Source organism: Chthonobacter albigriseus, from assembly GCF_013839445.1.
GTDB classification, from domain to species: Bacteria; Pseudomonadota; Alphaproteobacteria; order Rhizobiales; family Pleomorphomonadaceae; genus Chthonobacter; species Chthonobacter albigriseus.
On sequence record NZ_JACDIT010000001.1, the window covers coordinates 1776591 to 1799768 of the forward strand.

Genomic DNA, 23178 nt, shown 5'->3' on the forward strand with positions numbered 1-23178 from the left:
GGCCGTTGAGGACAGAAGACACCCAATCCGCATTGTGCTTTTTGCGAAAAGGCAAAGACCGATGGGGTTATCGGCCCGGACCGCAGTCGGATCGGACGAGATCCCGGGCTGCCGATGTGGCATGAAGCACTCATAAGGGATCCGCGGACCGGAGGACGGCATGCCTCAGAAACTCGACCGATCGCTGATCAAGAACCTCGCCATCTTCCAGTCCATGTCGGACGAGGATCTCGACGCGGTGCTCTCGACGGCCACGGTCAGACAGCTTCCCGAGGGCAGCAGCGCCTTCGAACAGGGAGAGATGGCGCGGGAGTTCTTCGCCCTGCTGCACGGCCGGCTCAAGGTGGTGCAGACCACGCCGGACGGTCAGCAGGTCGTCGTCCGGCACGTCAGCCCCGGCGACATCTTCGGCATCGCCCGGGCCATGCGCCGCCCGGACTTCCCCGCGACCGCGATCGCCGTCGTGGAGAGCCTCGCGCTCGCTTGGCCGTCCAGCCAGTGGGAGCCCTTCATCGCGCGGAGCCCGGTCCTCGCCATGAACGCCCTCCAGACGGTGGGGCAGCGGCTGCAGGACGCCCACACCCGAATCCGCGAACTCTCCACCGAGGAGGTCGAGCGGCGCGTGGCCCACGCCCTGCTGCGCCTCGTCCAGCAGGCGGGCCGGAAGACTGAGGAGGGCATCCTGATCGACTTTCCGGTCACCCGGCAGGACATCGCCGAGATGACCGGGACGACCCTTCATACGGTGAGCCGCGTGATGACCGGTTGGGAAGCCAAGGGGCTGGTGGCCAGCGCGCGCAAGCGCGTCGTCGTCAAGGACGCGCACCGGCTGCATGTGCTGGCCGAAAAGCCGGAGTGAGGTTGTCCCCCGTCACCGGCTGGCGATCGCCCCGTTGACCTCTGCCAGGAATTCGTCCAGGGGGACGCCGTGCTCGAGGCAGGCTTCGCGGACGTCGTGCAGGCGCACGACCGGGCAACCGATGCACATCATCTTGCGCCGGATGAAGATCGGGATCGTCACCTTGTAGGTTGTCATCAGGTCGTCGAGGATGGTCTCGGCGGTTACGGGAACCGTGAGGGCCGTCGACATGATCGGGTCTCCTTGTCATGGATCCCGAGCCTAGGCCGTCGATGTCTCGCGGTCTTTGTCCCGGCGCAACGACCGGACCCGATCGCCGGCGTTCAGGTCGGCGACCGGGCGGACGAGCCCTCCCCCCCAGCGCAGCCCGGACCCCTAACGCCTTGACAGGAACGCCGGGGCCGCCACCACGGCGCGGCCCGACGTCGGTTCGGTTCGTTGAATGCACCCGAAAGCAGCCTCAGCCGCGCCGGGCGGCCTCGATGGCGGCGACGTCGATCTTGCCCATCTGCATCATCGCTTCAAAGGCGCGCTTCGCCTCGGCGCCACCGGCAGCGAGCGCATCGGTGAGCACGCGCGGCGTGATCTGCCACGACACCCCCCAGCGGTCCTTGCACCAGCCGCAAGCGCTTTCCTGGCCGCCGTTGCCGACGATCGCGTTCCAGTAGCGGTCGGTCTCCTCCTGGTCGTCGGTGGCGACCTGGAACGAAAAGGCCTCGGTTTGGGGAAACGCGGGTCCGCCGTTGAGGCCGAGGCAAGGGACGCCAAGCACCGTGAAGAGGACCGTCAGCACGTCGCCGGCCTTGCCGGAGGGATAGTCGCTGGGTGCGCGGAACACCGCCTGCACCGCACTGTCGGGGAATGTCTCCGCATAGAAGCGGGCGGCGGCCTCGGCGTCGTTGTCATACCAGATGCAGAGGGTGTTCTTCGGCTGGTTCATGGCGGTCTCCTCGAGGGCGCGACGGCGGCAGCCCGTGCCGCCGACACCACCAGGACGAACAGGCAACCGCAAGGCCGACATCGGGCAAGGCGAAAAATGGACCTCCCGGCACACCGACGCCGCCGCTCGTCCCCACCCGGAACTCACGTTCTCCTGAGATTGCGCCCGCACAAAGTGCGGTCGCGGGTCCCGTGGCATCGCTGGGGGCGAAAGGATCTTGCCATGCCCCTCTCCCCTTCCCTTGCTGCATCCCGCTCCCGATCCGACGCGGGCTGGCTGTTCGCCGTCTCCTTCCGCCCGCACTTCATCGGCGCCTCCGCGCTCGCGGCAGCCGCGGTCCCCCTCTGGACGTGGATCTTCCTGACGGGCGTCTCCGAAGTCGCGGGGATGCCGGCGACGGCCTGGCATGCCCACGAGATGGTGTTCGGGTTCCTGCCCGCTGTCATGGCGGGCTACCTCGTTTCCTCAACGCCGAACTGGTCGGGCAGGCTTCCGGCCTCCGGCTGGCCGCTCGCCGCGCTCTTCGCGCTCTGGCTGGCCGGGCGGATCGTGCCGCTGGTTTCCCCCGCGGCGATCGCCGTCGCGACGGACGCAGGCTTTCCCCTGGCGGTGGCGGCGGTTCTCCTGCGCGAGGCGCGGGTGAAGGCGCCGCGCCAGTCCCGCCATGGCCTGATGCTGTTTCCCGTGCTCGCCGCCGCCGCGGTCGCGCACCGCCTTCTGGCGGCCGATCCGCAGGCGGCCGCGATGCTCGCCCGCGTCGGCGTCGCGGTCGCCGTCCTCCTCATCTCGGCAGTCGGCGGACGGCTTGTTCCGAGCCTCACCCGGAACGCCCTGGCCGGGCGCGGTGCGGAGCGCGTGCCCGAGCCCTACGGCCGCTACGACGTCCTCGTTCTTGCCGCCATATTCCCGGCCCTGGCCGCCTGGGCGGTCGCTCCCGACCACCCGGCCTCGGCCGTTCTGATGGGCGCCGGCGCCCTTCTTCAGGCCGCCCGTCTGGCCCGCTGGCGGGGTTGGCTGGTCCGGCAGGCCGACGTCGCGGCCCTGCATGCCGGCTATGCCTGGGTGGTGATCGGAACCGCGCTCGCGGCCCTCGCCGCGGATCCGCTCGGATCCGTCCCGCCCGACGCCGCTCTGCACGCCTTCACCGCCGGGGCCATCGGCTGCATGACGATGGCGGTGATGGCCCGTTTGGGCGCGACCCGCGGCACTGGTGCGCGGGCGAGCGCACGCCTCGGCACGGCCGCTCTCGCGCTCGTCAACGCCGCGGCGGGCGCCCGGGTGGCGGCGCCTCTCGTGGATGGCGCCTTCGTCGAGCTGCTCGGCACCGCGTCCGTGCTGTGGGCCTGTGCCTGGGGCTTGTTCGTGGCCGCCCAGCTCGGCCCCCGGTTCCGCCGCCGGCCCAGATCCATCTCCTGACATGGGCGCAGGCGGGCGACCCGAAGGACCGCCCGCCCGTCCCGGCACGGCGTCCGGTGCCCTCGCGGCCTATCGGACGAGCTGCCGGTAGATGGCCGGGAGGGCTGACGGCAGGCGCTCCGGATCGGGCACGATAGCGTAGCCGCCGCGGCCGAACAGGTAAGGGAAGTAGTCGCTCGCCTCCGCGTCCATGGTGACGCCGAACACCCGCAGTCCCGCCTTCTTCGCTTCCCGGATTGCGGCGCGGGTATCCTCGATCCCGAAGCGGCCCTCGTAGTGGTCGACGTCGTTGGGCTTCCCGTCGGTGAGGAGCAGCAGCAGCCGATGACGGTGCGGACGGTCGGCGAGCCGTTTCGCGGCATGCCGCACCGCCGCGCCCATGCGCGTATACTGCCCCGGCTTCAGGGCTTCGATGCGGCGGACCACCGTCTGCCCGAGCGCCTCGTCGAAATCCTTCACTGTCGCCACCGTGACGGCGGTCCGCTTGCGCGACGTGAAGGCGAGGATCGCGTGCTCGTCGCCGCAGGCGGTCAGCCCGTGGGTCAGGGCGAGCAGTGCGGCCTTCTCCACGTCGAGCACGCGGTGGGAACCGTTCCACGCGTCGGTGGAGAGGGAGACATCCATCAGCACGGCCACCGAGAGGTCCCGCTCGACCGACCGGGTGGCGGTGAACACCCGATCGGACCCTGGCCCGCCGGCGCGGCGGTCGGTCACCGACCTCACCAGCGCCGAAAGGTCGAGATCGTCGCCGTCGGGCTCGCCATGGAGCGTCAGCCGCTTCGGGCGCAAGGCCTCGAACTGGCGCCGCACGGCGGCGATCCGGCGCTGCATGGCCGCATCGGGCGCCCAGTCCTCGCCTTCCTCCGCCGCCACGGTCGCGAGCACCCGGCAATGGTCCGGCAGGTAGATCCCCTTCTTCCAGTTCCATTCGGGATAGGTGACGCCGCCGGCGACGGCCGCTCCGTCAGCCTCCGCAGGAGCGAGGTCGAGGTCCATCTTCAGCCGGACCGACGACCGCCGCCGGTTCGACCCGATCGTGAGTTCGGGCAGGTCGTCGGCCGCCTGCCGGGCTCCGTCCTCGTCGTCGTCGTCCACCTTCCGGTTCACGTTCACCATCTCCGAGATCGAGAAGATCGTCTCGAAGCGGTGGAACACCAGCGGGTCGCCACGGTCGCTCTCCTCGGTCGAGCGTCGTTCCGCGCGCCGGCGTTTCCGGTCCACCTCGATCGATCGGCCGTCCGGATCCTCCCCCTCGTCCGGCCGTGGCGGCGTGGAGGAGACCTGCAGGATCCCGAACAGCGGCACGGGCAGGTAGGTCCGATACCCGCGCCCGGCGGCGAGGCGGGAAAGGTCCGCTCCCCGCTCTTCCAGGACGCGGAGGAACGGGTTGGAGGGATTGCGGCTTCCGCCGAGGAGGGCGACGATGGCTTCCTCCAGCTGCGCTTCCACCGGGGGCAGCGAACGCTTCGGCCGTACCGCGAGCGTTGCCGCCCTCAGCCGGGCGTAGGTGCGGCGAAGGCCTGGCCAGGCGTTCAAGGTGTCCGTCGTCGTGTCGACGGCGGCACGGAGCCGCGCCAGGTCGTCCCTCAACGGATCACCCGACGGCTGGTCGGGAGGCACCGCATGGGCGAACCACGCCGCCAGCCACTCGAACAGGGCCTCGTTGTCCGCCCAGTCGGGATAGACGTCGATCACACCGGGCAGCCGCAGCGTCGATGCATCCAGGATCGGCAGCGCCAGCGTCTCGGTGCCAAGGCCCATCTTCTGCAGCAGGCTCAGCCGGTGCCGCGACGCGACGGGTGCGCTTTCCGCGATGCGGACCGCCCCCTCCCCACCCAGTGCACGAAAGAGCACGCCCAGCCGCGTGCGCATGGACGAAAGGGTCGCGGCCGCCTGCGGATGGCGCCGGTAGGTGGAAACGCCGCCAACGAGCCGGTGCCAGTGCTCGCCGACGAATTCCTCGGGTTCGAAGATGGACATCATCGCCGCCCTCACCCGAGCGCGAGGTCGGCGACGCGGGCGAGCGCCCGCATCACCTCCGGATCGTCCGTCAGCGGCTGCAGCAGCGCCGCCTCGATGGCGACGGCCGGCTTCATACCGTCCCGGATCAGGATCGCGGCATAGACCAGGAGCCGGGTCGAGGCGCCCTCCTCCAGATCCTGGCCCTTGAGGTCGCGAAGCGCATTGGCGATCCGCACCAGCGGCACGCAGCGGTCCTTCGTCAGGCCGCTCTCGCGCGCGACGATGGCCGCTTCCGCGTCCGGGTCGGGAAAGCCGAACTCGATGGCGACAAAGCGCTGGCGGGTCGACGGTTTCAGCGTCTTCAGGACGTTCTGGTAGCCCGGGTTGTAGGACACCACCAGCATGAACTCGGACGGAGCCTCCAGCAGCTCGCCGGTGCGCTCCAGCGGCAGCAGGCGGCGGTCGTCGGTGACCGGGTGGAGCACGACGGTGACGTCCTTGCGTGCCTCCACCACCTCGTCGAGGTAGACGATGGCGCCCTCGCGCACCGCCCGGGTGAGCGGACCGTCGACCCAGACGGTTTCTCCGCCCTTCAAAAGGAACCGGCCGGTGAGGTCCGCCGCCGTCAGGTCGTCGTGGCAGGAGACCGTGAAGAGGGGACGGCCGAGTCTCGCCGCCATGTGGGCCACGAAGCGGGTCTTGCCGCAGCCGGTCGGGCCTTTCAGGAGCACCGGCAGCTGGTTGCGGTAGGCGTGGTCGAAAAGGGCGCACTCGGTGCCCGAGGGCGAATAGAACGGCAGCGCCTCGACGGCGGCGGTGGTGGCGAGGGCGGACATGGATCGTGCTCCGGAACGGGGAAATGGAGGCCGGGCGGCATCGACCGCCCGGCCTGGCTGGATCACTCGGCAGGCTGGACGGCCGCCGCGACGCGGCCGGCCTTGCGCTCGCCGACGGGGCCGAAGACGGACCAGAGGAAGAGGCCGGCCGCCACCGCGACAAGGACGCCGGAGCCGAGCCGCACCCAATAGAAGGGCGCGATCTGGTCCTGGACCTCCATGTAGGACATGCCGAGCACGCGCTGCAGGTGGACCTGGATGGCGCCGGCGAAGGTGAGCGCGAAGGTCATCACCGTCATCGCCCCCGTCATCATCCAGAAGGACACGATGTTCAGCGTCTGGTGGTAGGGCGCCCTTCCCCGGAGGTAGGGCATCGCATAGGTGATCAGCGCCAGGTTCAGCATCACGTAGGCGCCGAAGAAGGCGAGATGCCCGTGCGCCGCCGTGACCTGGGTGCCGTGGGTGTAGTAGTTCACGAAGCTGAGGGTGTGCAGGAACCCCCAGATCCCGGCCCCGAAGAAGGCGCCGACGGTGCAGCCGAGCGACCAGAGCACCGCGGCGCGGTTCGGATGGTCCTTGCGACCCTTGAACACCATCTTGAAGGCGAAGATCACCATGGCGAAGAAGGGGGCGATCTCCAGCGCCGAGAACACCGATCCGACCCACTGCCAGTAGCCCGGCGCCCCGATCCAGTAGTAGTGGTGACCGGTGCCGAGGAGCCCCGAGAAGAGCGCCAGTCCGACGATGGCGTAGAGCCATTTCTCCACGACCTCGCGGTCGACGCCGGTGGTCTTGATCATCAGGAAGGCGAGCACGGAGGCCATCACCAGCTCCCAAACGCCCTCCACCCAGAGGTGGACGATGTACCACCAGTAGATCTTGTCGAGCGCCAGGTTGTCTGGCGCGTAGAAGGCGAACAGCCAGAAGACGGCGATGCCCCAGAGCCCCAGAAGGAGCACCGACGTCACAGCCGTCCGGCGCCCCTTCATCACGGTCATCGAGACGTTGTAGAGGAAGATCAGGGCGACGATGACAATGGCGATCTTGATCCAGAGCGGCTGCTCCAGGAACTCGCGGCCCTCGTGGACCCCAAGCGTATAGCCCGCCACCGCCGACAGCGCCCCGACCATCAGCAGCCCGAGTTGCACATAGGCGAGCAGCGGGCTCTCGATGTCGCGCTCGGCTTCCTCCGGGACGAGGTAGTAGGCGCAGCCGAAGAACCCCATCAGCAGCCAGACGATCAGCGCGTTGGTGTGGATCATCCGGATGATGTTGAACGGCATCAGTTCGGACAGGACGTTCGGCAGCACGTAGACCGTGCCGGCGAGCGCACCGGCCAGGATCTGGACGCCGAACAGGATCATGGCGCAGGCGAAGTACCAGAACGCCACGCGTTGGCTTGCGTATTTCATCGGTGTAGCTCCTCAGCCAGCGTCGTTCGGCGGCCAGTTCTGGGTGTCGATCCGGCTCGTCCACTCCAGGAAGTCGACGAGGTCGTTCAGTTCCTGGGTCGTCAGGTTGAACTGCGGCATCTGGCGCCGGCCTTCGATGCCGGACGGCTGCGACTGCATCCAGGCGATCAACCCCTCGCGGGCGGCGGCGGGATCGTCCCGGCCGCCGTAGCGAACCCAGACGTTGCCGACCTCCGGGGCGAAGTAGGCGCCTTCGCCGAGGATCGAATGGCAGTTGATGCAGGCGTTCTTCTCCCAGACGTGCTTGCCGCGCACGACGCTGTCGCTCAGCGTCGCCTGGTCGGTCGACGTCGTGACGATGTGCCAGTGGCTCTGGGCGGTCAGGCCCACGAAAACCACGAAGAAGAACACGGACCCGCCGTAGAACACGTTGCGGGCGGCTGATTTGGTGAAGCGCTCGCTCATCGGGCGGCGCTCCTGCGGCTCTCGGACATGACAGGTCTCCCGTTGCTCCGGCGGAAACCGGCGGTGACCTGTGTTAGGCGGGCAGGCGATCGAGAACGTTGTCCGGGAGCAAACTCCGGCGCCGGTCGCCGGCGCGGACGGGAACGTCGGTGGCGCGGCCGCCGGATCGGCGAGGATCGCACGGCCCGCGGCCGGACCGTTCAGGCGGTTGGAAGTTACGGTCGGCCTGGCGCCGGACCGGTCAGGACGATGCGACGGCCGCGGGCGGGCAAGGCGTCCCATCGTCCTCGAGCCGCGCGGGGGCGGGCCTGGCCGACGAAGCCGGACGGGGCCGGCCCGCCATCCCCGAGCAGGCCGCGCAACGCTCGTCCGCAGGCCGGGCGGATCCATCCTTCGGCATGCACATGTCGGTCCCGTCCTCCCGTTCAACCCGGACCATGCCGCGATCGCCGGCTGCCGGCCTTGAGCAAAATCAATGTCCGGCCACACCCGTCCCCAGCGCGAGGACCGCCGACGGGCGCTTCCGCTACTCCGGCAGCAGACGACACGCCGACGGACGCAGTTCAGGACTTCTCCCGAGTTGCGGCCGCGGTCGCATCCGCGCATGGTCTAATCTCTGTATTCGTCGTGCATGTTGAGAGAGGCAGCCGTGGCCATGGAGCCGAAGACCGCCCCGGGATCCGTCCCCAGCCGACGCGCGGAACTCCTCACCTTTCTGGTTCTCGCCTTCGGCGTCTGGCCCTTCGTCGCCGTCGGCGTGGTCGGCGGCTTCGGGCTTCTGGTTTGGATCATCCAGATGATCTTCGGGCCGCCAGGTCCGCCCGCGGCACCGCACTAGGCCATTGCCATGGAAGACCTCCCCAGCCCGTCCCGACGTTTCTTCATAACCGGCCGCATCGGCCGCATCACCGCAGAAGAGGCGGCCCGGACGGACGGGCCCCGGATCGCGTCGATCGGCCAGGGCTGCCTGCCCCAGCGCGGGGTCGACTGTCAGCTTTGCCGAGATGCGTGCCCGGCCGATGCCATCCGCTTTCGCCCCCGGCGCGGCGGGCCGTTTCTGCCGGAGGTGAGCGCAGCGGCGTGCACAGGCTGCGGCGCGTGCCTGGCGATGTGCCCCACCGGTTCCATCGCACTTGACCTCGCCCCGGAGCAAGAAAATGCATGAGCCGCGCATCGACATCGTTTCCAGCGCCGTGGTCACCGTCAAGCCGGGCTGGGATGTAGCGGTCGCCTCGGCCCTCGGCGAACTGCCGCTCACGGAGATTCGGGCGGCGTCGACGACCAAGCTCGTCGTCATCCTGGAGGGTGCCAGCCGCGGCGAGGTCGGCGGACGGCTGGCCCGTATCGCGCTGATGGACGGCGTCATCAGCGCGAACCTGGTTTTCGAACACGTCGACGAGGACGGGGAGGTCCCGGGATGACCATGGACATCACACGGCGCGACATGCTGAAGGCTCACGCCGCCGGCATCGCAGCTGCCGCCGCCGGCATCGCGCTGCCGGCCGAGGCGCAGCCGGTGCCCGGCGGGGTCGGCACCCTCGACATCACGTGGTCCAAGGCCCCCTGCCGCTTCTGCGGCACCGGCTGCGGCGTGATGGTCGGAGTCAAGGAAGGCCAGGTCGTCGCGACCCACGGCGACATGCAGGCGGAGGTCAATCGCGGCCTCAACTGCGTGAAGGGCTACTTCCTCTCCAAGATCATGTACGGCGAGGACCGCCTGACCACGCCCTTGATGCGCAAGCGCAACGGCGTCTTCGACAAGGAGGGCGCGTTCGAGCCGGTCACCTGGGACGAGGCTTTCGACCTGATGGCCGCAAAGGCCAAAGAGACGCTGAAGGCCAAGGGCCCGACCGCACTCGGCATGTTCGGCTCGGGCCAGTGGACCATCTTCGAGGGCTACGCCGCGACCAAGCTGATGCGGGCCGGTTTCCGCTCCAACAACCTCGACCCCAACGCCCGCCATTGCATGGCCTCGGCCGCCGTCGCCTTCATGCGCACCTTCGGCATGGACGAGCCGATGGGCTGCTATGACGACTTCGAGCATGCCGACGCCTTCGTGCTCTGGGGCTCGAACATGGCGGAGATGCATCCGATCCTCTGGACACGCGTCGCCGACCGCCGCCTCGGCCACGAGCACGTGAAGGTCGCAGTGCTCTCGACCTTTACGCACCGGAGCATGGACCTCGCCGACATCCCGGTCATCTTCAAGCCCGGCACCGACCTCGCCATCCTCAACTACATCGCCAACCACATCATCCAGACTGGGCGATTGAACGAGGATTTCGTCGCCAATCACACGGTCTTCATGAAGGGCGCCGTGGACATCGGCTACGGGCTCCGGCCCGAGCACGAACTGGAGGCGAAGGCGACCGGCGCCGCCGATCCCGGCAAGATGGAGCCGGCCGACTTCGAGGCCTTCAAGGCCCTCGTCGCCGAGTACACGCTGGAAAAGGTGTCGGAGCTTTCCGGCGTCGAACCGGGGTTCCTGGAGGAACTCGCCGAGCTCTACGCAGATCCGACCCGCAAGGTGATGAGCCTCTGGACCATGGGGTTCAACCAGCACGTCCGCGGCGTCTGGGCCAACCAGATGCTCTACAACCTGCATCTTCTCACGGGGAAGATCTCCGAGCCGGGTAACAGCCCCTTCTCGCTGACCGGCCAGCCTTCGGCCTGCGGCACCGCGCGTGAGGTGGGCACCTTCGCCCACCGACTGCCGGCCGACATGGTGGTGACCAATCCGGAGCACCGGGCCCATGCCGAGGAGATCTGGAAGCTGCCGCACGGCCTGTTGCCCGACAAGCCCGGCTACCACGCCGTCCAGCAGGATCGGATGCTGAAAGACGGCAAGCTCAACTGGTACTGGATCCAGGTCAACAACAACCTCCAGGCCGCACCCAACAACGACCAGGAGACCTGGCCGGGCTACCGGAACCCGGACAACTTCATCGTCGTCTCCGACGCCTACCCGACCGTGACGGCACTCGCCGCGGACCTGATCCTGCCTGCGGCCATGTGGGTGGAGAAGGAGGGTGCCTACGGCAATGCCGAGCGTCGCACCCACGTCTGGCGCCAGCTGGTCGAAGCCAAGGGAGACGCGCGGTCCGACCTCTGGCAGCTGATGGAATTCTCCAAGCGCTTCACCACAGACGAGGTCTGGCCGGCGGAGATCCTGGAGGGCGCTCCGGACTATCGCGGCCGGACGCTGTTCGAAGTGCTGTTCAAGAACGGCAACGTGGACCGGTTCCCATTGAGCGAACTCGACCCGGACTACGGGAACCAGGAATCGAAGGATTTCGGCTTCTACGTCCAGAAGGGCCTTTTCGAGGAATACGCCACCTTCGGCCGCGGCCACGGGCACGATCTGGCGGACTACGACCTCTACCACGAGGTGCGCGGCCTCCGCTGGCCGGTCGTCGACGGCAAGGAAACGCTGTGGCGCTACCGGGAAGGCCACGATCCCTATGTCAAGCCGGGCGAAGGGGTGAAGTTCTACGGTCGCCAGGACGGCAGGGCGGTGATCCTCGCCGTTCCCTACGAGCCCCCCGCCGAAAGCCCCGACGACGAGTTCGACCTCTGGCTGGTCACCGGCCGCGTGCTGGAGCATTGGCACTCCGGGTCCATGACCATGCGGGTGCCGGAGCTCTATCGGGCCTTTCCCGGCGCCTGCGTCTTCATGAACGCCGACGATGCGCGCCGGCGCGGGCTCAACCAGGGCGCCGAGGTGCGCGTGATCTCCCGGCGCGGCGAGATCCGCAGCCGCATCGAGACGCGCGGGCGCAACCGCATGCCGGCGGGCGTTGTCTTCGTGCCCTGGTTCGACGCCAGCCAGTTGATCAACAAGGTGACGCTGGACGCCACCGACCCGATCTCCAAGCAGACGGACTTCAAGAAGTGTGCCGTCAAGGTCGAGGCCGTCTGATGCGCCATCCGCTCCTCCTCTCGCTCGTCTCCGCTGCGATCGTGCTTGCGGTCCCGGCGCTCTCTCAGGACGCGCCCCGCCTGACCGGACAGACGCCGCCCATGGCCGAGGTACCTGCCCCGCCCGTGCCAAAGTGGGTGACCGACGACATCCGCCAGATGCGAGCCTACCCGGAACAGCCGCCGGTGATCCCGCATTCGATCGAGGGCTACCAGCTGTCCGTCAACACCAACCGGTGCCTTTCCTGCCACAAGCGCGAGTTCACCCAAGGCTCCGGCGCGCCGATGATCAGCGTCACCCACTACATGAACCGCGAAGGTCAGATGCTCGCGGACGTCTCGCCGCGCCGCTACAACTGCACCGCCTGCCACGTCCCCCAGGCCGACGTCGCGCCGCTGGTGCCGAACACCTTCCGCGACATGAGCGAGCTGGGCGCCAGGCCCGCCGGGAGCGAATGAGCCATGTGGCTGCGTCTCAAGGCGGTCCTCTCCTGGGCCTGGACCATCATGGCGAGGCCGAGTGTGCACTTCGGCCTCGGCTTCCTGACGCTCGGCGGCTTCGTCGGCGGCGTCCTCTTCTGGGGCGCGTTCAACACCGCGCTGGAGATCACCAACACGGAGGCCTTCTGCACCGGCTGCCACGAGATGAAGGCGAACGTCTACGAGGAGCTGACCCGCACCGTGCACTTCTCCAACCGCTCCGGCGTCCGGGCGACCTGCCCCGACTGCCACGTCCCGCACGATTGGACGGACAAGATCGCCCGCAAGATGCAGGCCTCCAAGGAGGTGTGGGGACACATCTTCGGCTCGATAGACACCCGCCGGAAGTTCCTCGACATGCGCCGGGAACTCGCCGAACACGAGTGGGCCCGCCTCAAGGCCAACGACAGCCTGGAATGCCGCAACTGCCATTCCGCGGTCGCCATGGATTTCACGCGGCAGACCGCGCGCGCCGCGGAGATCCACGGCCGCTATCTCGTCCCCGGCGAGGCGACCTGCATCGACTGCCACAAGGGCATCGCCCACGAACTGCCGAACATGGACGGCGTCGACCCCGGCTGGAAGGTCGCGCCGGAACTTGAGGGCAAGGAGCTACCGCAGGCATCGATGAATAGCCTGGAGCGCTATCTTGCCGACATCCGGCCTTGAGCCTGAGAGCCGGCAGGTAGAAGGTCAATTGTCGGAGGATTTGCGCACAGGAGCTGGCGATGGACGACCTGACCAGAGCGCTTGAGATCGCGGCGGCATCGGGGATCGACTACCGTCGACGCCTCCCGGATCGGCCGCAGCGGCCGGAACTCTCCTATGCGGACGTCCTTTCCCGTTTCCGCCGCCCCCTGCCCGAGGCGGGCGAAGGAGGCTCCGCGGTGATAAGGGCGCTGGGGGAAGCGGCGGCGCCCGGACTGCACGCCCACGCCGGCCCGCGTTTCTTCGGCTGGGTGATCGGCGGATCGCACCCCGTCGGAGTCGCCGCGGACTGGCTCGCCGGGGCGTGGGGCCAGAATGCCGGCAACCACCAAGCCGCGCCATCGGCCGCGGCCGCGGAGGCCGCGTCGGCGGAATGGCTGCTCGACCTGCTCGACCTCCCACGCGAAAGCTCGGTCGGATTCGTGACCGGCGCGACGATGGCCAACTTCGTGTGCCTGGCCGCTGCGCGCGGCGAGGTTCTTCGGCGCGTTGGATGGGATGTGGAATCGAAAGGGCTGTTCGGGGCTCCTCCCGTCACCGTTCTGATCGGCGACGAGGCGCACGCCACCGTCTATTCCGCGCTCCAGTACCTCGGCTTCGGCCGGGATGGCGTGCGGCGCATCGCAAGCGACGCGGAAGGCCGGATCCGCCCGGACGCCTTCTCGGCGGCCACCTCGTCCATCGAGGGGCCGGTCATCTGCGTCCTCCAGGCCGGCCAGATCAACACCGGCGCCTTCGACCCCTTCGACGCCATCGTGCCGGTCGCCCGTCGCGCTTCGGCGTGGATCCACGTGGATGGTGCCTTCGGCCTCTGGGCGCGCGCCTGTCCCCCGCGGAAAGCCCTGACCGAAGGGCTCCAGAACGCCGACAGCTGGGCAGTCGACGGCCACAAGTGGCTGCAGACCCCCTACGACAGCGGCTACGCCATCATTCGCGACGCGATCGCCCACGAGCGGGCGATGACCACGGCCGCAAGCTACCTGCCCGTCGCCGCGGGCGGCGAACGCGATCCCAGCCACTTCGTTCCGGAGCTGTCGCGGCGAGCCCGCGGTTTCGCGACCTGGGCGATGATCCTCCATCTCGGCCGCAGCGGGATCGCCGCGATGGTCGAGCGGCACTGCCGGCTCGCCGCACGCATGGCGGAGCGCCTGGTTGCGGAACCCGGCATCGAGATCGCCAACGCAGTCGTCCTCGACCAGGTCGCCGTGCGTTTCGGTAAAGGGCTTCCCATCGAGGAGGCCGACACCTTGACGGACAGGGTGATCGCTGCTGTCCAGGCGGACGGCACCTGCTTTGCGGGCGGTGCGCTCTGGAAAGGTCGGCGGATCATGCGCGTTTCGGTGATCGACTGGGCGACCGGAGAGGCCGATATCGATGCCTCGGCGGATGCGATCCTGCGCTGCTGGCGGGCGGTGCGGAATTGATGCCACGCTCTGGACGGCCGACCCGGGTGTGATCCGACCCGCCGACGTGCGCAGGAACACCCGCCTCGATGCCATCGTGACGGTGGTCGACGCCCGTCATCTCCTGGAGGAGTTGGACGCCGCCCACGAGGCGCAGGAGCAGATCGCCTTCGCCGACACGCTGATCCTCAACAAGACCGACCTGGTCACGGCCGACGAGCACTCCGCAGGGTCACTCGTCCCAGGTCTGAACGATCGTCTGCTGGGAAATCTGTCCTTCTCGCGTTTCCATCACCGAGATGCAGAAGACACGCGTACCGTCGGGGTAGGAGCAGGCTTGCGTGAACGCCATTCGCCCGTCGTCAGCGAGGGTCGTGTCCACCGCGTGCGTCATGGCGCGGCTGCAGATGTCATCCCAGAAGGCGGCGATCGCCGCACGGCCGTGGATCTCCCGTGGCCTGCTCGGCGGATTGTTGCGGTCCATGATCCGCAGGATCGCATCCGGCGCGTAGAAGCTCGCCAAGGCAGATCCGTTTCGCTGTTCGATAGCGGATTTGAGAGCCGGCCCGCTGACGGCTTGCAGTCTCGTTTGCATCCGAACCTCCCGACTGTGATCTCGAGGAAGGGCCGGCATGGTTTGCCGGCCCCCGCACGCTCATTGAACCGCTGCAGCCTTTGCCGCACGGGCGAGCAGTTCGTCGGTTTCCTTTCGGAATGCCGTCTCGTCGACCTGCATGCCGTTGAGGACCGTGCTCCAGTGCCGCACGATGGCCGCCATGGCGACGGTTTCCCGGATCTCATCGTCGCTGGCGCCGTTCAGCTTTGCCGCGGCCGTATGGAAGTAGATGCAGTAGTGGCAGGGAATCTGCGCGGCTACGGCAAGGCCGAGAAGCTCCTTGGTCTTGCCGTCCAAGGCTGATTTCGGGTTGAGTTGCAGAGACTTGAACTCGTTCCAGGCCCCTTCGATACCGGCTTCGGGAAACACCGAAAACATGGTGGGGACGGAACCGAGAGTCTCTCGCATATCCGAATAGGTAGCATCCGCATCTCCAGCGCAAACTGGAGTGGCGAGGGTGACCACGGAGCTGGCGACGAGTATCGCGATGGTACGGATCATCATCATCTGAACCTCCCGATCAAAGTCCTGCCCGGCCGGGCAAGCCAGTGGAGAGTGCGCTGGAACGCAAATGGCCGCGTCGCCCGCGAGAGCCATTGGGCCATGGGGCATACGGGCCATCACGGTCGGCCACGGCTTGCCAGATAGGCGGCTGCCGCGCCCATTCGCGACGACATGTCCAGCTTTCCCAAGATGTTCGCCACATGCCGTTTGATCGTGTGGTCGCTGATCTGAAGCTGAACCGCGATCTCGGTGTTCGACAAGCCGCCGGCGAGCAGTTCCAGAACCTGACGCTCTCGTTCGCTGAGACAGCCCAAGTCGATGCTCGCCGGCGGAACGGGACGGGCACTTTCCAGGTGCTGGACGGTGGCGACGCAAGCGATCGCGACCGGCTTGTCCAGGAAGTCGAAACGGATCTGGCCGCACGGCTCGAACCTGAGCCCTGATCCTGCGCAGAGTTCGGCCGTCACTGCCGAGGCACGAACCTGCTCGGCCGATGCGCTGTCGGCTATCGCGGTGGCGATCATGACAGTCGTTCCGTGCGGGCTCGCCTGGCTGAGCTCCACCTCTCCCACGTGCACGCCCTGGGCAAGCCGCTCCAACCGTCCCCGACAGGCTTCGGCGACGGCGAGCCCGCACCGGATCGCCTTGGCGGGTCCGTCGAACCGGGCGAGCCCCCGGTCGCCTTCCCATCGAACCACCGTGCCACCGAAACTTCGGGCAACCGCCTCGAGGCGCTCTCGGAGGTTTGTCGCCGCTTCGCTCCAGCGCCGGTCGGAGAACCGGTAGCCGGGCGGGCGGGTCAGTCGCGTCGAAAGAAGCGTCGCAAGGACGCGTTGCCGCTCCTGGAATGGCGGTATGCCCGTGACGAACTCCTCGATGACGTCGGCGACACGGTCGACGTCTCCGGTCCAGATGGGATGCGTGTTTCCGGGCAACTCGACGAAGCTGGAGGAGGCGATCCGACGGGCGAGATCCCGACCGGCCGCAAGGTCCACGTGGGGATCGTCCGTTCGATGGAGGATGAGCGTAGGGGCTCGGATCTCCCGTAGCACGCCGGCTATGTCGATATCGGCGTTCATCCGGGCGAGAGCGATGGCTGCCGACGGGCTTGCGGAGAAGCGTTCCAACCGGCCCCACCAGTCACAGAACTGGGTGTCCTGCACCAGGCCCGGGGCGAGCGTCTGAAGGCTCCGGCCGGTTCCCCACGTCTCCTCGATCAGGTTGATGAAGCGATCGAGCGCTTTGGAAGCGGCCGCCTGCCGATGCGAGGAGTCACTTACCCCGTACAGAACCAGGGCACGGGTGCGGTCCGGGTAGGCGGCGCAGAAGAGCAGGGACATCGCCGCCCCCTCGGATGCGCCAAGCAGGACTGCGCGCCCAGAGCCTGCGGCGTCCATGACCGCATGGATGTCCTTCATGCGGGTACGCAGATCGGGGAGGTTGCCGGGGTCGACCCGGTCGCTCAAACCGGTCCCGCGCTTGTCGAAGTGGATCAGGCGCGAGAACGCCGACAGGCGCCCCAGAAAACGGGCGTAGCCCGGATCCTCCCAGTTGATCTCCAGGTTCGAGATGAAACCGGGAACGAACACCAGATCGACCGACCCGTGGCCGACGACCTGATAGGCGATACGCAGGTCGCCACTTCGGGCATATCGCGTGCGGACATGCATGGCTCCGACCCCCGGAACGCGCAATTCTAACACAAATATGAAGAGGCGGATGTGGCCACCCGCTCAGTCCGGGCCGCCCCACCTGGCGGCTGGGCACATGGTGCCCTAGCGGCATCGAGGCCGACGCGATCGGTCCAGGCGATCGCAGTCGGATGGCTGGGAACACGTTCCGCTTCGACGGGAAGGGTCGACACCGTGGAAGAAAGGCTCCGCAGGGAAGGAACGGCTTGTTGCGTCGCCCCGACCTGCGAGGACGAACCGAAGACGGAGGTCTGCCGGGGGTTCGGGATCTCCCGCGAGACAGGCTTCCGCCCGATGGAGCGCCGCAGAGGTTCCGGTGGCGCTGGGCTTTCGATTCCTTGCAAACCGCAGCCGATCAGGTTGGCAGCGCGATCCTGTATTGGATGAATCCGGACTTCTCCGCCACCTTGTCGTACAGCGCCATCGCGTCGGCGTTCGTCTCGTGTGTCAGCCAGTAGACACGCGAACAGCCCTCGGCTTCGGCGGCCCGGCGGACGTGGCCGATCAGCCGTTTTCCCACGCCGAACCCGCGCTGCCCCTCGGCGACGAACAGGTCTTGGAGATAGCAATAGTCGCCTGTCGTCCAGCATGACCGGTGGCGGATGAAGTGGACCAGTCCAACCGCGCGACCCCCACGCCAGGCCAGAGCGCCGGAGATCGGCTCGGCCGGGTCCAGGATCCTGTTCCAGGTGGTCTCGGAGACGTGGGCAGGGATCTCGACCTTGTAGAACGCCTGGTAGCCGCTCCAGAGCGGCAGCCATGCGGCTTGATCGCAGGCCGCGAGCGCGCGAATCTCGAACTGATCGTCATCCGCTGACATCACCGACACTCTCCCAGTTCATCCGCGCGAAGAGGAGGATGTTACCGGACACGCGTTGCACGGAATACCCTCGTGACCCTACGACGCCGCGACTTCAACCCCGCTCGCGCAGTCGCCGTGGGACCGACGCCCCGCTGCAATCCGAAATCGTGGTGCTGGTTCATAGCCCGAAAAAGACCAAAGCCGCTGTTTCCCATGGCTTTGCCGTCATCGGAAACTGGACCGGGCGATGGGCTTCGTGCCCACGACCCCAACCTTGGCAAGCAAGAAATCGGCGCGTCACAACCGTATACGACAGTTCAGCAGTGTTCAGCAGAGAGCAAAGCGTTCAAGGACTGGGCCGAGCGGCTAATCCTGGGCCCGAGTGGATTGAGGGAACCAGGGTGAACCGTTTCGGATCGTGGCGACCGTGACCAGTCGGTGACCACGGAATCCCACTGATCCCATCCTCCGCCGATCAGTTAGGGATCTGCCGAAGCCCTTGCGTCGCTTGGGATAAGACGCGGAAGAAAGCCTAGCCCTCGACTAAGAGGGCAAGTGTTCAGAATAAATAGATACGACCGTTCGCGCCGATTAAGCTCCCCATCACAAAATGCTTTATCTCAGTCCGTTGATCTGGATGTGAAGTCTTGCTCGATCGGTTCTGTACAGAGCGGTGTAGTACTCTATGGGGCGGCCTTGCGCAGAGAAGGCGACGGATTCAAGGCCGAGCAGCGGAGTTGCAGTTGTGACGTCCAATAGATTTGCATCCTGTTCTTCCGCGCAAACGGCTTCGATCCAGCGATCCGCTCGATCGAACGTGATTCCGTACTGACGGTTCAAGGTGTCGTACAAAGACCGGTGATAGAGGGGAATTTGATCGAGGCCAGGGACGAGATCCTCCGGCATTCGCCAGCGCACCAGTAGTCGCGGAATGCCGTCAACGGAAAGCACGCGGTCGATCGCCACGATCGGAGTCCCAGGCTCTACGCGCAGCATCTTCTGTACGCGATCCGTTGCCGGCTCCAATTCCTGTCGCAATATCTCTCGGCCGACCTTGTGCTTGTCTGCGAGTTCGCCACTGAAGCCGACACGCGTCCCGACGAAATCCTGCTCGTCACGCCGGCCGGCTACAAAGGCTCCCTTGCCCTGGAGCTTGTAGATCAGCCGCTCGTGCACCAGCTGGTTCAGTGCCTCCCGGACGACGGTGCGCGACACCCCATACTGGCTGCAGAGTTCAGCTTCCGAAGGGAGCCGGGTATGTTCCTGCAGGCCCTGACCTACGATGAGTTCCACGAGCGCAGACTTCAGCTGGGACCACAGCGGCACGGACCCTTCCTGGGATCCCCGCACCAGAACCATCGTTACGGCTGACTTGGTATCCTCGCCGTTGTTCATCGCCATGATCTAGCTAGTGCTCGCTGTCTTTGTGGTATCCGCGGAAGGGTTCGGATTGTCCGCCCGTGGGCGTGTGGTGGTGACGCGATGGCGCTCCTGAAGTAGGCGCAAGCATTCGTCCACCTCAGCACGTTGTCTTTCGGCCGTCCAACCTAATTCCGTCCCGACCACCACCGCTATCTGCGCGAGTGCCGCAGGGCCGGTTATCCCCTCGAAGGCCATTAAAGTTCTGCGGAGGACGATGTCCTGAAGCTTGGCTACTCGTTCCTCGCGTGCCAACCAAAGCAACTCGGCTTCCGAATAGCCCGGCACCGCAAACGATGGAGACGCTGTGTGGTCCCGCTCCAACGCCGCGACGGCCCTTGCGCGAGATCCATAGCGGCCGGCAAGTTCACGCATCCGCTCGACGTCGCACCCGGTCGTCCGGGCAGCATCGGCCACCCAGCCAGCCTGGCTTGCCTCGTCCTGGGGGAACCCCGCTCCGCCGCCAACCGCGACGTGCTTCGTCGACCGGAGTCGCGGGAGTTCAAGTATCTTCAAAACCTCATTCGCGATCTGCTCGGCGCACGACCGGTACGTCGTCCATTTGCCGCCGACGAGCGCGAGAATCGGAAACCGACGGGTCGAATTCGGCTGATAGACCCTGATCGAGTGGTCACGGCTGATTGCGCCAGCGACCGCAGCCTGCATCCGCGGCAGCGGACGCACGCCGGCGAAGCTGAAGATGATCTGCTCCCGCGAGACCTTTGCTCCAGGCATTACCGACAGGAGGACGTCGAAAAGGTAGTCGATCTCGGCATCGGAGCAAATCATGTCGTCCGGATCGTCGGTGCGCAGGTCAGTCGTTCCGAGAAGTAGCCGGTCGTCTCCGAGCCTGTAGATGAGACATGCACGGTGGTCAGCGGTTTCAAAGTAGAGCATGCGCTCGCCCAATTGCCCGGCGAGTTCCGCATTCCGCAACACCAGATGCGATCCCTTGGTGCCGCCAACCAGGCGCTCATCCTGGCCAAGCGCCTTCTGGACGTGGTCGAGCCATGCCCCGGAGGTGTTTACGACGACCTTGGGCCGAACCGTGAACCGCTCTCCGGCCAACCTGTCTTCCAGGAGGACGGAGTCGCCGTCTGCGCCGATCACTGCCAGATACGATGCCGCCATCGAAGCCGGGCAGTTGGCTTCAGCGTCTGCGATGATTTCGAGGGTCAGCCGTTCTGGGTGAGTGATGCGCGCATCGAAATACTCTGCGACCGCGCGGATACTTGGCGACAGACCCGGCACGTCGGCTATCGCGCTGCGTTTGGCCAGCAGGCGATGGCGGGGCATCGTTCGATGCTGGTTTCCGAACAAGTCATAGAACATCAGCCCGAGCTTGACCGGAACGGCACCCTTGCGACCCGGTGTCCGGGTAAGCCTCAGAAACCGGAAGACCGCTCCAGCGGTCCCTCCGAACCAGCTCTTCAAGGGGACCCAGCAGGGGATGGGCCGCACGACGTGAGGCGCGTTCAGCAAGAGCAGATTACGCTCTTCCACGGATTCCCGAACCAGCGCAACCTCGCCGGTCTCCAGATATCGAAGCCCCCCATGAATGAGCCTTGAAGGCGCGGCACTTGTTCCAGAAGCGAAATCGCCACGCTCGACCAGGAGAGTGGCCACACCCTGGGCTGCGAGATCCATGTACACGCCCGCACCGTTGATCCCACCGCCGATGATCAGCACTTCGGGCGCCATCCCGCTCCGCAGTTCCTTGAGAAGTTCGCTTCGGCTCCGCATAGATCACCTCCCGGTCTGCTCTTTTCGTTTTTGGGTCAGCCGCTGTTCCCTCACCATAATCCTCCTCAACATGTTATAACAAGTCTGGGTGCTAACGGAACCGAGGGTAGAGCAAGCATGGTTCTCGATGTTGCGCTGCAGCGCGCATTTTAAGGGCCGACTGCAATTCCCGAGTTGACAGGCACCCGGCTTCGCGTACCGTGTACTTGTTATTATAAGTTGGATCGTATCACGCGGTGACTGCGACCGGAATTCCGGTCGGAAGTGAAGGGTGACAAAGAGCACCCAGGTCGCCGCGGCACGGTCCGGGAGGGTACATCCATGAAGGACTGCGTGATCGGCATCGATGCCGGTGGCACGATGACCAAGGCTGCCCTTTTCGACCTGGCTGGCCGCGAACTTGCCTGTGCCAGAAGGCCGAACGAGATGCTGTTCCCTGGCCCCGGTTTCACCGAGCGTGATCCGGATCGCATGTGGAAGGCGGCGGCGGAGGCCGTGCGCGAGGTCCTCGAAGTCTCCGGGGCCGCACCTGGTCGGGTAGCCGGCGTGAGCGTCGCGGGTTACGGGAGCGGGCTCTACCTGATCGATGCGGATCGAAACCCCGTTCGGAACGGAATTGTCTCAACGGACAGTCGCGCCGCTTCCCTGGTGGATGAATGGCGCCATTCTGGAGTTCACGACCAGGCGGCCCAAGCAATTCAGCAGCGGCTCTTCAACGGGCATTCGGGTGTTCTGCTCGGCTGGTTGCACCGCTTCGAACCAACGGTGCTGGACAGATCCTTGTCCGTTGTATTCTGCAAGGACTTCCTGCGCGGGCGACTCACCGGAGACTATTCAACGGACCCTTCCGATGCCGGAATCGCGGGGTTGATAGACGTCGAGAAAGTCGACTGGTCCCGCTCCTTCTTCGAACTCGTTGGAATCACCCCGTGGTTGGACAAGATGCCGGCCATCGGCCCATCCGACGGCGTCGTCGGGGGAGTGACGGCCTCTGCCGCTGCCGTTACCGGTCTTCTGGAAGGGACACCGGTCGTTCGCGGCTGCGTCGATGTAAGCGCGGCGGCCATGGCCTCTGGGGTGGTTGATCAGAGCCAGCTCAGTATCGTGGCCGGAACGTTCAGCATCAATTCGACGCTTCACGACGCCCCACGCCTCAGTACCCTCCCATTCATTCAAAGTCCTTACCCGCTCGGCGGATACATCGCCACTGAGGGCGCCGCGACATCCGCGAGCAATTTGGAGTGGTTCCTGCGCAAGGTCCTTGACGGAGAGGCAGCGCGGGCCGCTTCCGAAGGGAAGACAATCTATGACGTCTGCAACGAACTGGTCGAACGAGGGCTTGATCGCGCGAACGACATCCTGTTCTTCCCGTTTCTGTTTGGCGGACCGAGCTCGGCCCCCGCTGGCCTCCTAGGCCTGCGAGCCGCACACGATCTCGGGGACGTTCTCCGGGCGATCTATGAGGGGATCGTCTATGCCCACCGCCAGGATGTCGAACGCCTGCTGTCCGGACCTGACGCGGCGCGACCGACCGTCATCCGTCTCGCGGGAGGGGCGTCACGAAGTGCGATTTGGGCTCAGCTCTTTGCTGACGGGCTCGGGCTGCCCGTCGAAGTTCCCGCCGGTGGCGAACTCGGTGCGCTCGGTGTCGCCATGTTGGCCGCAACGGGCGTAGGTGCACACGCAAGCCTTGCCGAGGCAGTCCAGTCGATGACGCGGATTGGAGCCCGCTTCGAGCCGCGCGCTTCTAACCACGACTATCACTCGGAGAAGTTCTCTCGGTATTCCGCAGCCTCTTCAGCCCTGGCAGACGCCTGGAGGTCAGAGTCCAAGCTGAGCGCCTAAATCGTTCCACCCTTCATCCTTGACCGTCGGTGTTCCGCTCGCCGCGCCATCGTGCGCGACCGGTCAAGCCTTGTCGAAATTCAGGAGCAGACGATGCTGGAACTGATCGACGTCACCAAGAAGGTCGGAGCGGAGACCCATCTCGCGAACGTGTCGATG

General features: G+C 66.5%; 21 protein-coding genes and 2 pseudogenes. 11 read left to right on the plus strand and 12 right to left on the minus strand.

The features are described from left to right. Nucleotides 1–160 precede the first annotated feature (160 nt). Nucleotides 161–859: a Crp/Fnr family transcriptional regulator gene (locus tag HZ321_RS08035; RefSeq protein WP_181701656.1), complete on the plus strand. Its 699-nt coding sequence runs from the start codon at nucleotides 161–163 to the stop codon at nucleotides 857–859. Between the two features lie 12 nt (nucleotides 860–871). Here HZ321_RS08035 and HZ321_RS08040 read toward each other — a convergent pair whose 3' ends face one another. Both HZ321_RS08040 and HZ321_RS08045 read right to left on the minus strand, forming a co-directional pair. After that, nucleotides 872–1090, minus strand: a complete 219-nt coding sequence (locus HZ321_RS08040; protein WP_181701657.1) for a DUF1858 domain-containing protein — start codon at nucleotides 1088–1090, stop codon at nucleotides 872–874. 229 nt (nucleotides 1091–1319) lie between these two features. Then, a complete protein-coding gene (locus tag HZ321_RS08045) occupies nucleotides 1320–1799 on the minus strand; it encodes a VOC family protein (protein WP_181701658.1) in 480 nt (159 codons plus the stop codon). A gap of 222 nt (nucleotides 1800–2021) precedes the next feature. On the opposite strand from HZ321_RS08045, the gene HZ321_RS08050 reads away from it, so the two are divergent. After that, entirely contained in the window at nucleotides 2022–3215 is a 1194-nt protein-coding gene (locus HZ321_RS08050; protein WP_181701659.1) for an NnrS family protein, read from the plus strand. Between the two features lie 69 nt (nucleotides 3216–3284). Here the strand turns inward: HZ321_RS08050 and HZ321_RS08055 are convergent, their stop codons facing one another. From HZ321_RS08055 to HZ321_RS08070, 4 genes are all read right to left on the minus strand, one after another. Continuing rightward, nucleotides 3285–5198 (minus strand): nitric oxide reductase activation protein NorD, encoded by a 1914-nt coding sequence (locus tag HZ321_RS08055; protein WP_206682735.1) that lies wholly within the window; start codon nucleotides 5196–5198, stop codon nucleotides 3285–3287. A gap of 8 nt (nucleotides 5199–5206) precedes the next feature. After that, entirely contained in the window at nucleotides 5207–6013 is an 807-nt protein-coding gene (locus tag HZ321_RS08060) for a CbbQ/NirQ/NorQ/GpvN family protein (RefSeq protein WP_181701661.1), read from the minus strand. Between the two features lie 62 nt (nucleotides 6014–6075). Next, nucleotides 6076–7425, minus strand: coding sequence for a cbb3-type cytochrome c oxidase subunit I (locus HZ321_RS08065; RefSeq protein WP_181701662.1), 1350 nt, complete (start codon nucleotides 7423–7425; stop codon nucleotides 6076–6078). Between the two features lie 12 nt (nucleotides 7426–7437). Continuing rightward, on the minus strand, nucleotides 7438–7890 hold the full coding sequence (locus HZ321_RS08070) for a c-type cytochrome (protein WP_181701663.1): 453 nt from the start codon (nucleotides 7888–7890) through the stop codon (nucleotides 7438–7440). Between the two features lie 655 nt (nucleotides 7891–8545). On the opposite strand from HZ321_RS08070, the gene HZ321_RS08075 reads away from it, so the two are divergent. The 8 genes and pseudogenes from HZ321_RS08075 to HZ321_RS21640 form a co-directional block, all read left to right on the plus strand. Next, nucleotides 8546–8728, plus strand: a complete 183-nt coding sequence (locus tag HZ321_RS08075; RefSeq protein ID WP_181701794.1) for a nitrate reductase — start codon at nucleotides 8546–8548, stop codon at nucleotides 8726–8728. Between the two features lie 99 nt (nucleotides 8729–8827). Continuing rightward, nucleotides 8828–9055: pseudogene (locus HZ321_RS08080) on the plus strand (4Fe-4S dicluster domain-containing protein); the annotation flags it as partial. Then, on the plus strand, nucleotides 9048–9311 hold the full coding sequence (locus HZ321_RS08085; protein ID WP_181701665.1) for a chaperone NapD: 264 nt from the start codon (nucleotides 9048–9050) through the stop codon (nucleotides 9309–9311). The pseudogene HZ321_RS08080 and the gene HZ321_RS08085, both read left to right, overlap by 8 nt. After that, nucleotides 9308–11809: a periplasmic nitrate reductase subunit alpha gene (napA, locus tag HZ321_RS08090; RefSeq protein ID WP_181701666.1), complete on the plus strand. Its 2502-nt coding sequence runs from the start codon at nucleotides 9308–9310 to the stop codon at nucleotides 11807–11809. The genes HZ321_RS08085 and napA overlap by 4 nt, the downstream gene beginning before the upstream one ends. After that, a complete protein-coding gene (locus tag HZ321_RS08095; protein WP_181701667.1) occupies nucleotides 11809–12267 on the plus strand; it encodes a nitrate reductase cytochrome c-type subunit in 459 nt (152 codons plus the stop codon). The genes napA and HZ321_RS08095 overlap by 1 nt, the downstream gene beginning before the upstream one ends. 3 nt (nucleotides 12268–12270) lie before the next feature. Further along, nucleotides 12271–12957, plus strand: coding sequence for a cytochrome c3 family protein (locus HZ321_RS08100; protein ID WP_181701668.1), 687 nt, complete (start codon nucleotides 12271–12273; stop codon nucleotides 12955–12957). Nucleotides 12958–13016: 59 nt separating this feature from the next. Next, nucleotides 13017–14420, plus strand: a complete 1404-nt coding sequence (locus HZ321_RS08105) for a pyridoxal phosphate-dependent decarboxylase family protein (RefSeq protein ID WP_181701669.1) — start codon at nucleotides 13017–13019, stop codon at nucleotides 14418–14420. Between the two features lie 4 nt (nucleotides 14421–14424). Next, nucleotides 14425–14616: pseudogene (locus HZ321_RS21640) on the plus strand (GTP-binding protein); the annotation flags it as partial. Between the two features lie 15 nt (nucleotides 14617–14631). Here the strand turns inward: HZ321_RS21640 and HZ321_RS08115 are convergent. The 6 genes from HZ321_RS08115 to HZ321_RS08140 form a co-directional block, all read right to left on the minus strand. Continuing rightward, the gene (locus tag HZ321_RS08115; RefSeq protein WP_342343822.1) at nucleotides 14632–15033 is read right to left on the minus strand and encodes a nuclear transport factor 2 family protein; all 402 of its coding nucleotides are present in this window, start codon (nucleotides 15031–15033) and stop codon (nucleotides 14632–14634) included. Between the two features lie 21 nt (nucleotides 15034–15054). Beyond that, a complete protein-coding gene (locus HZ321_RS08120; protein ID WP_181701671.1) occupies nucleotides 15055–15522 on the minus strand; it encodes a carboxymuconolactone decarboxylase family protein in 468 nt (155 codons plus the stop codon). Between the two features lie 113 nt (nucleotides 15523–15635). Beyond that, nucleotides 15636–17189, minus strand: coding sequence for an alpha/beta fold hydrolase (locus tag HZ321_RS08125; RefSeq protein WP_181701672.1), 1554 nt, complete (start codon nucleotides 17187–17189; stop codon nucleotides 15636–15638). 376 nt (nucleotides 17190–17565) lie between these two features. Further along, nucleotides 17566–18030, minus strand: a complete 465-nt coding sequence (locus HZ321_RS08130; RefSeq protein ID WP_181701673.1) for a GNAT family N-acetyltransferase — start codon at nucleotides 18028–18030, stop codon at nucleotides 17566–17568. Between the two features lie 597 nt (nucleotides 18031–18627). Next, complete coding sequence (locus tag HZ321_RS08135; protein WP_206682736.1) at nucleotides 18628–19413, minus strand: GntR family transcriptional regulator; 786 nt, start codon at nucleotides 19411–19413, stop codon at nucleotides 18628–18630. Nucleotides 19414–19416: 3 nt separating this feature from the next. Then, entirely contained in the window at nucleotides 19417–21132 is a 1716-nt protein-coding gene (locus tag HZ321_RS08140; RefSeq protein WP_206682737.1) for a glycerol-3-phosphate dehydrogenase/oxidase, read from the minus strand. A 363-nt stretch (nucleotides 21133–21495) separates the two neighbouring features. Here HZ321_RS08140 and HZ321_RS08145 point away from each other — a divergent pair, with 363 nt between their 5' ends. Continuing rightward, entirely contained in the window at nucleotides 21496–23019 is a 1524-nt protein-coding gene (locus HZ321_RS08145) for an FGGY-family carbohydrate kinase (RefSeq protein ID WP_181701675.1), read from the plus strand. Nucleotides 23020–23178 lie beyond the last annotated feature (159 nt).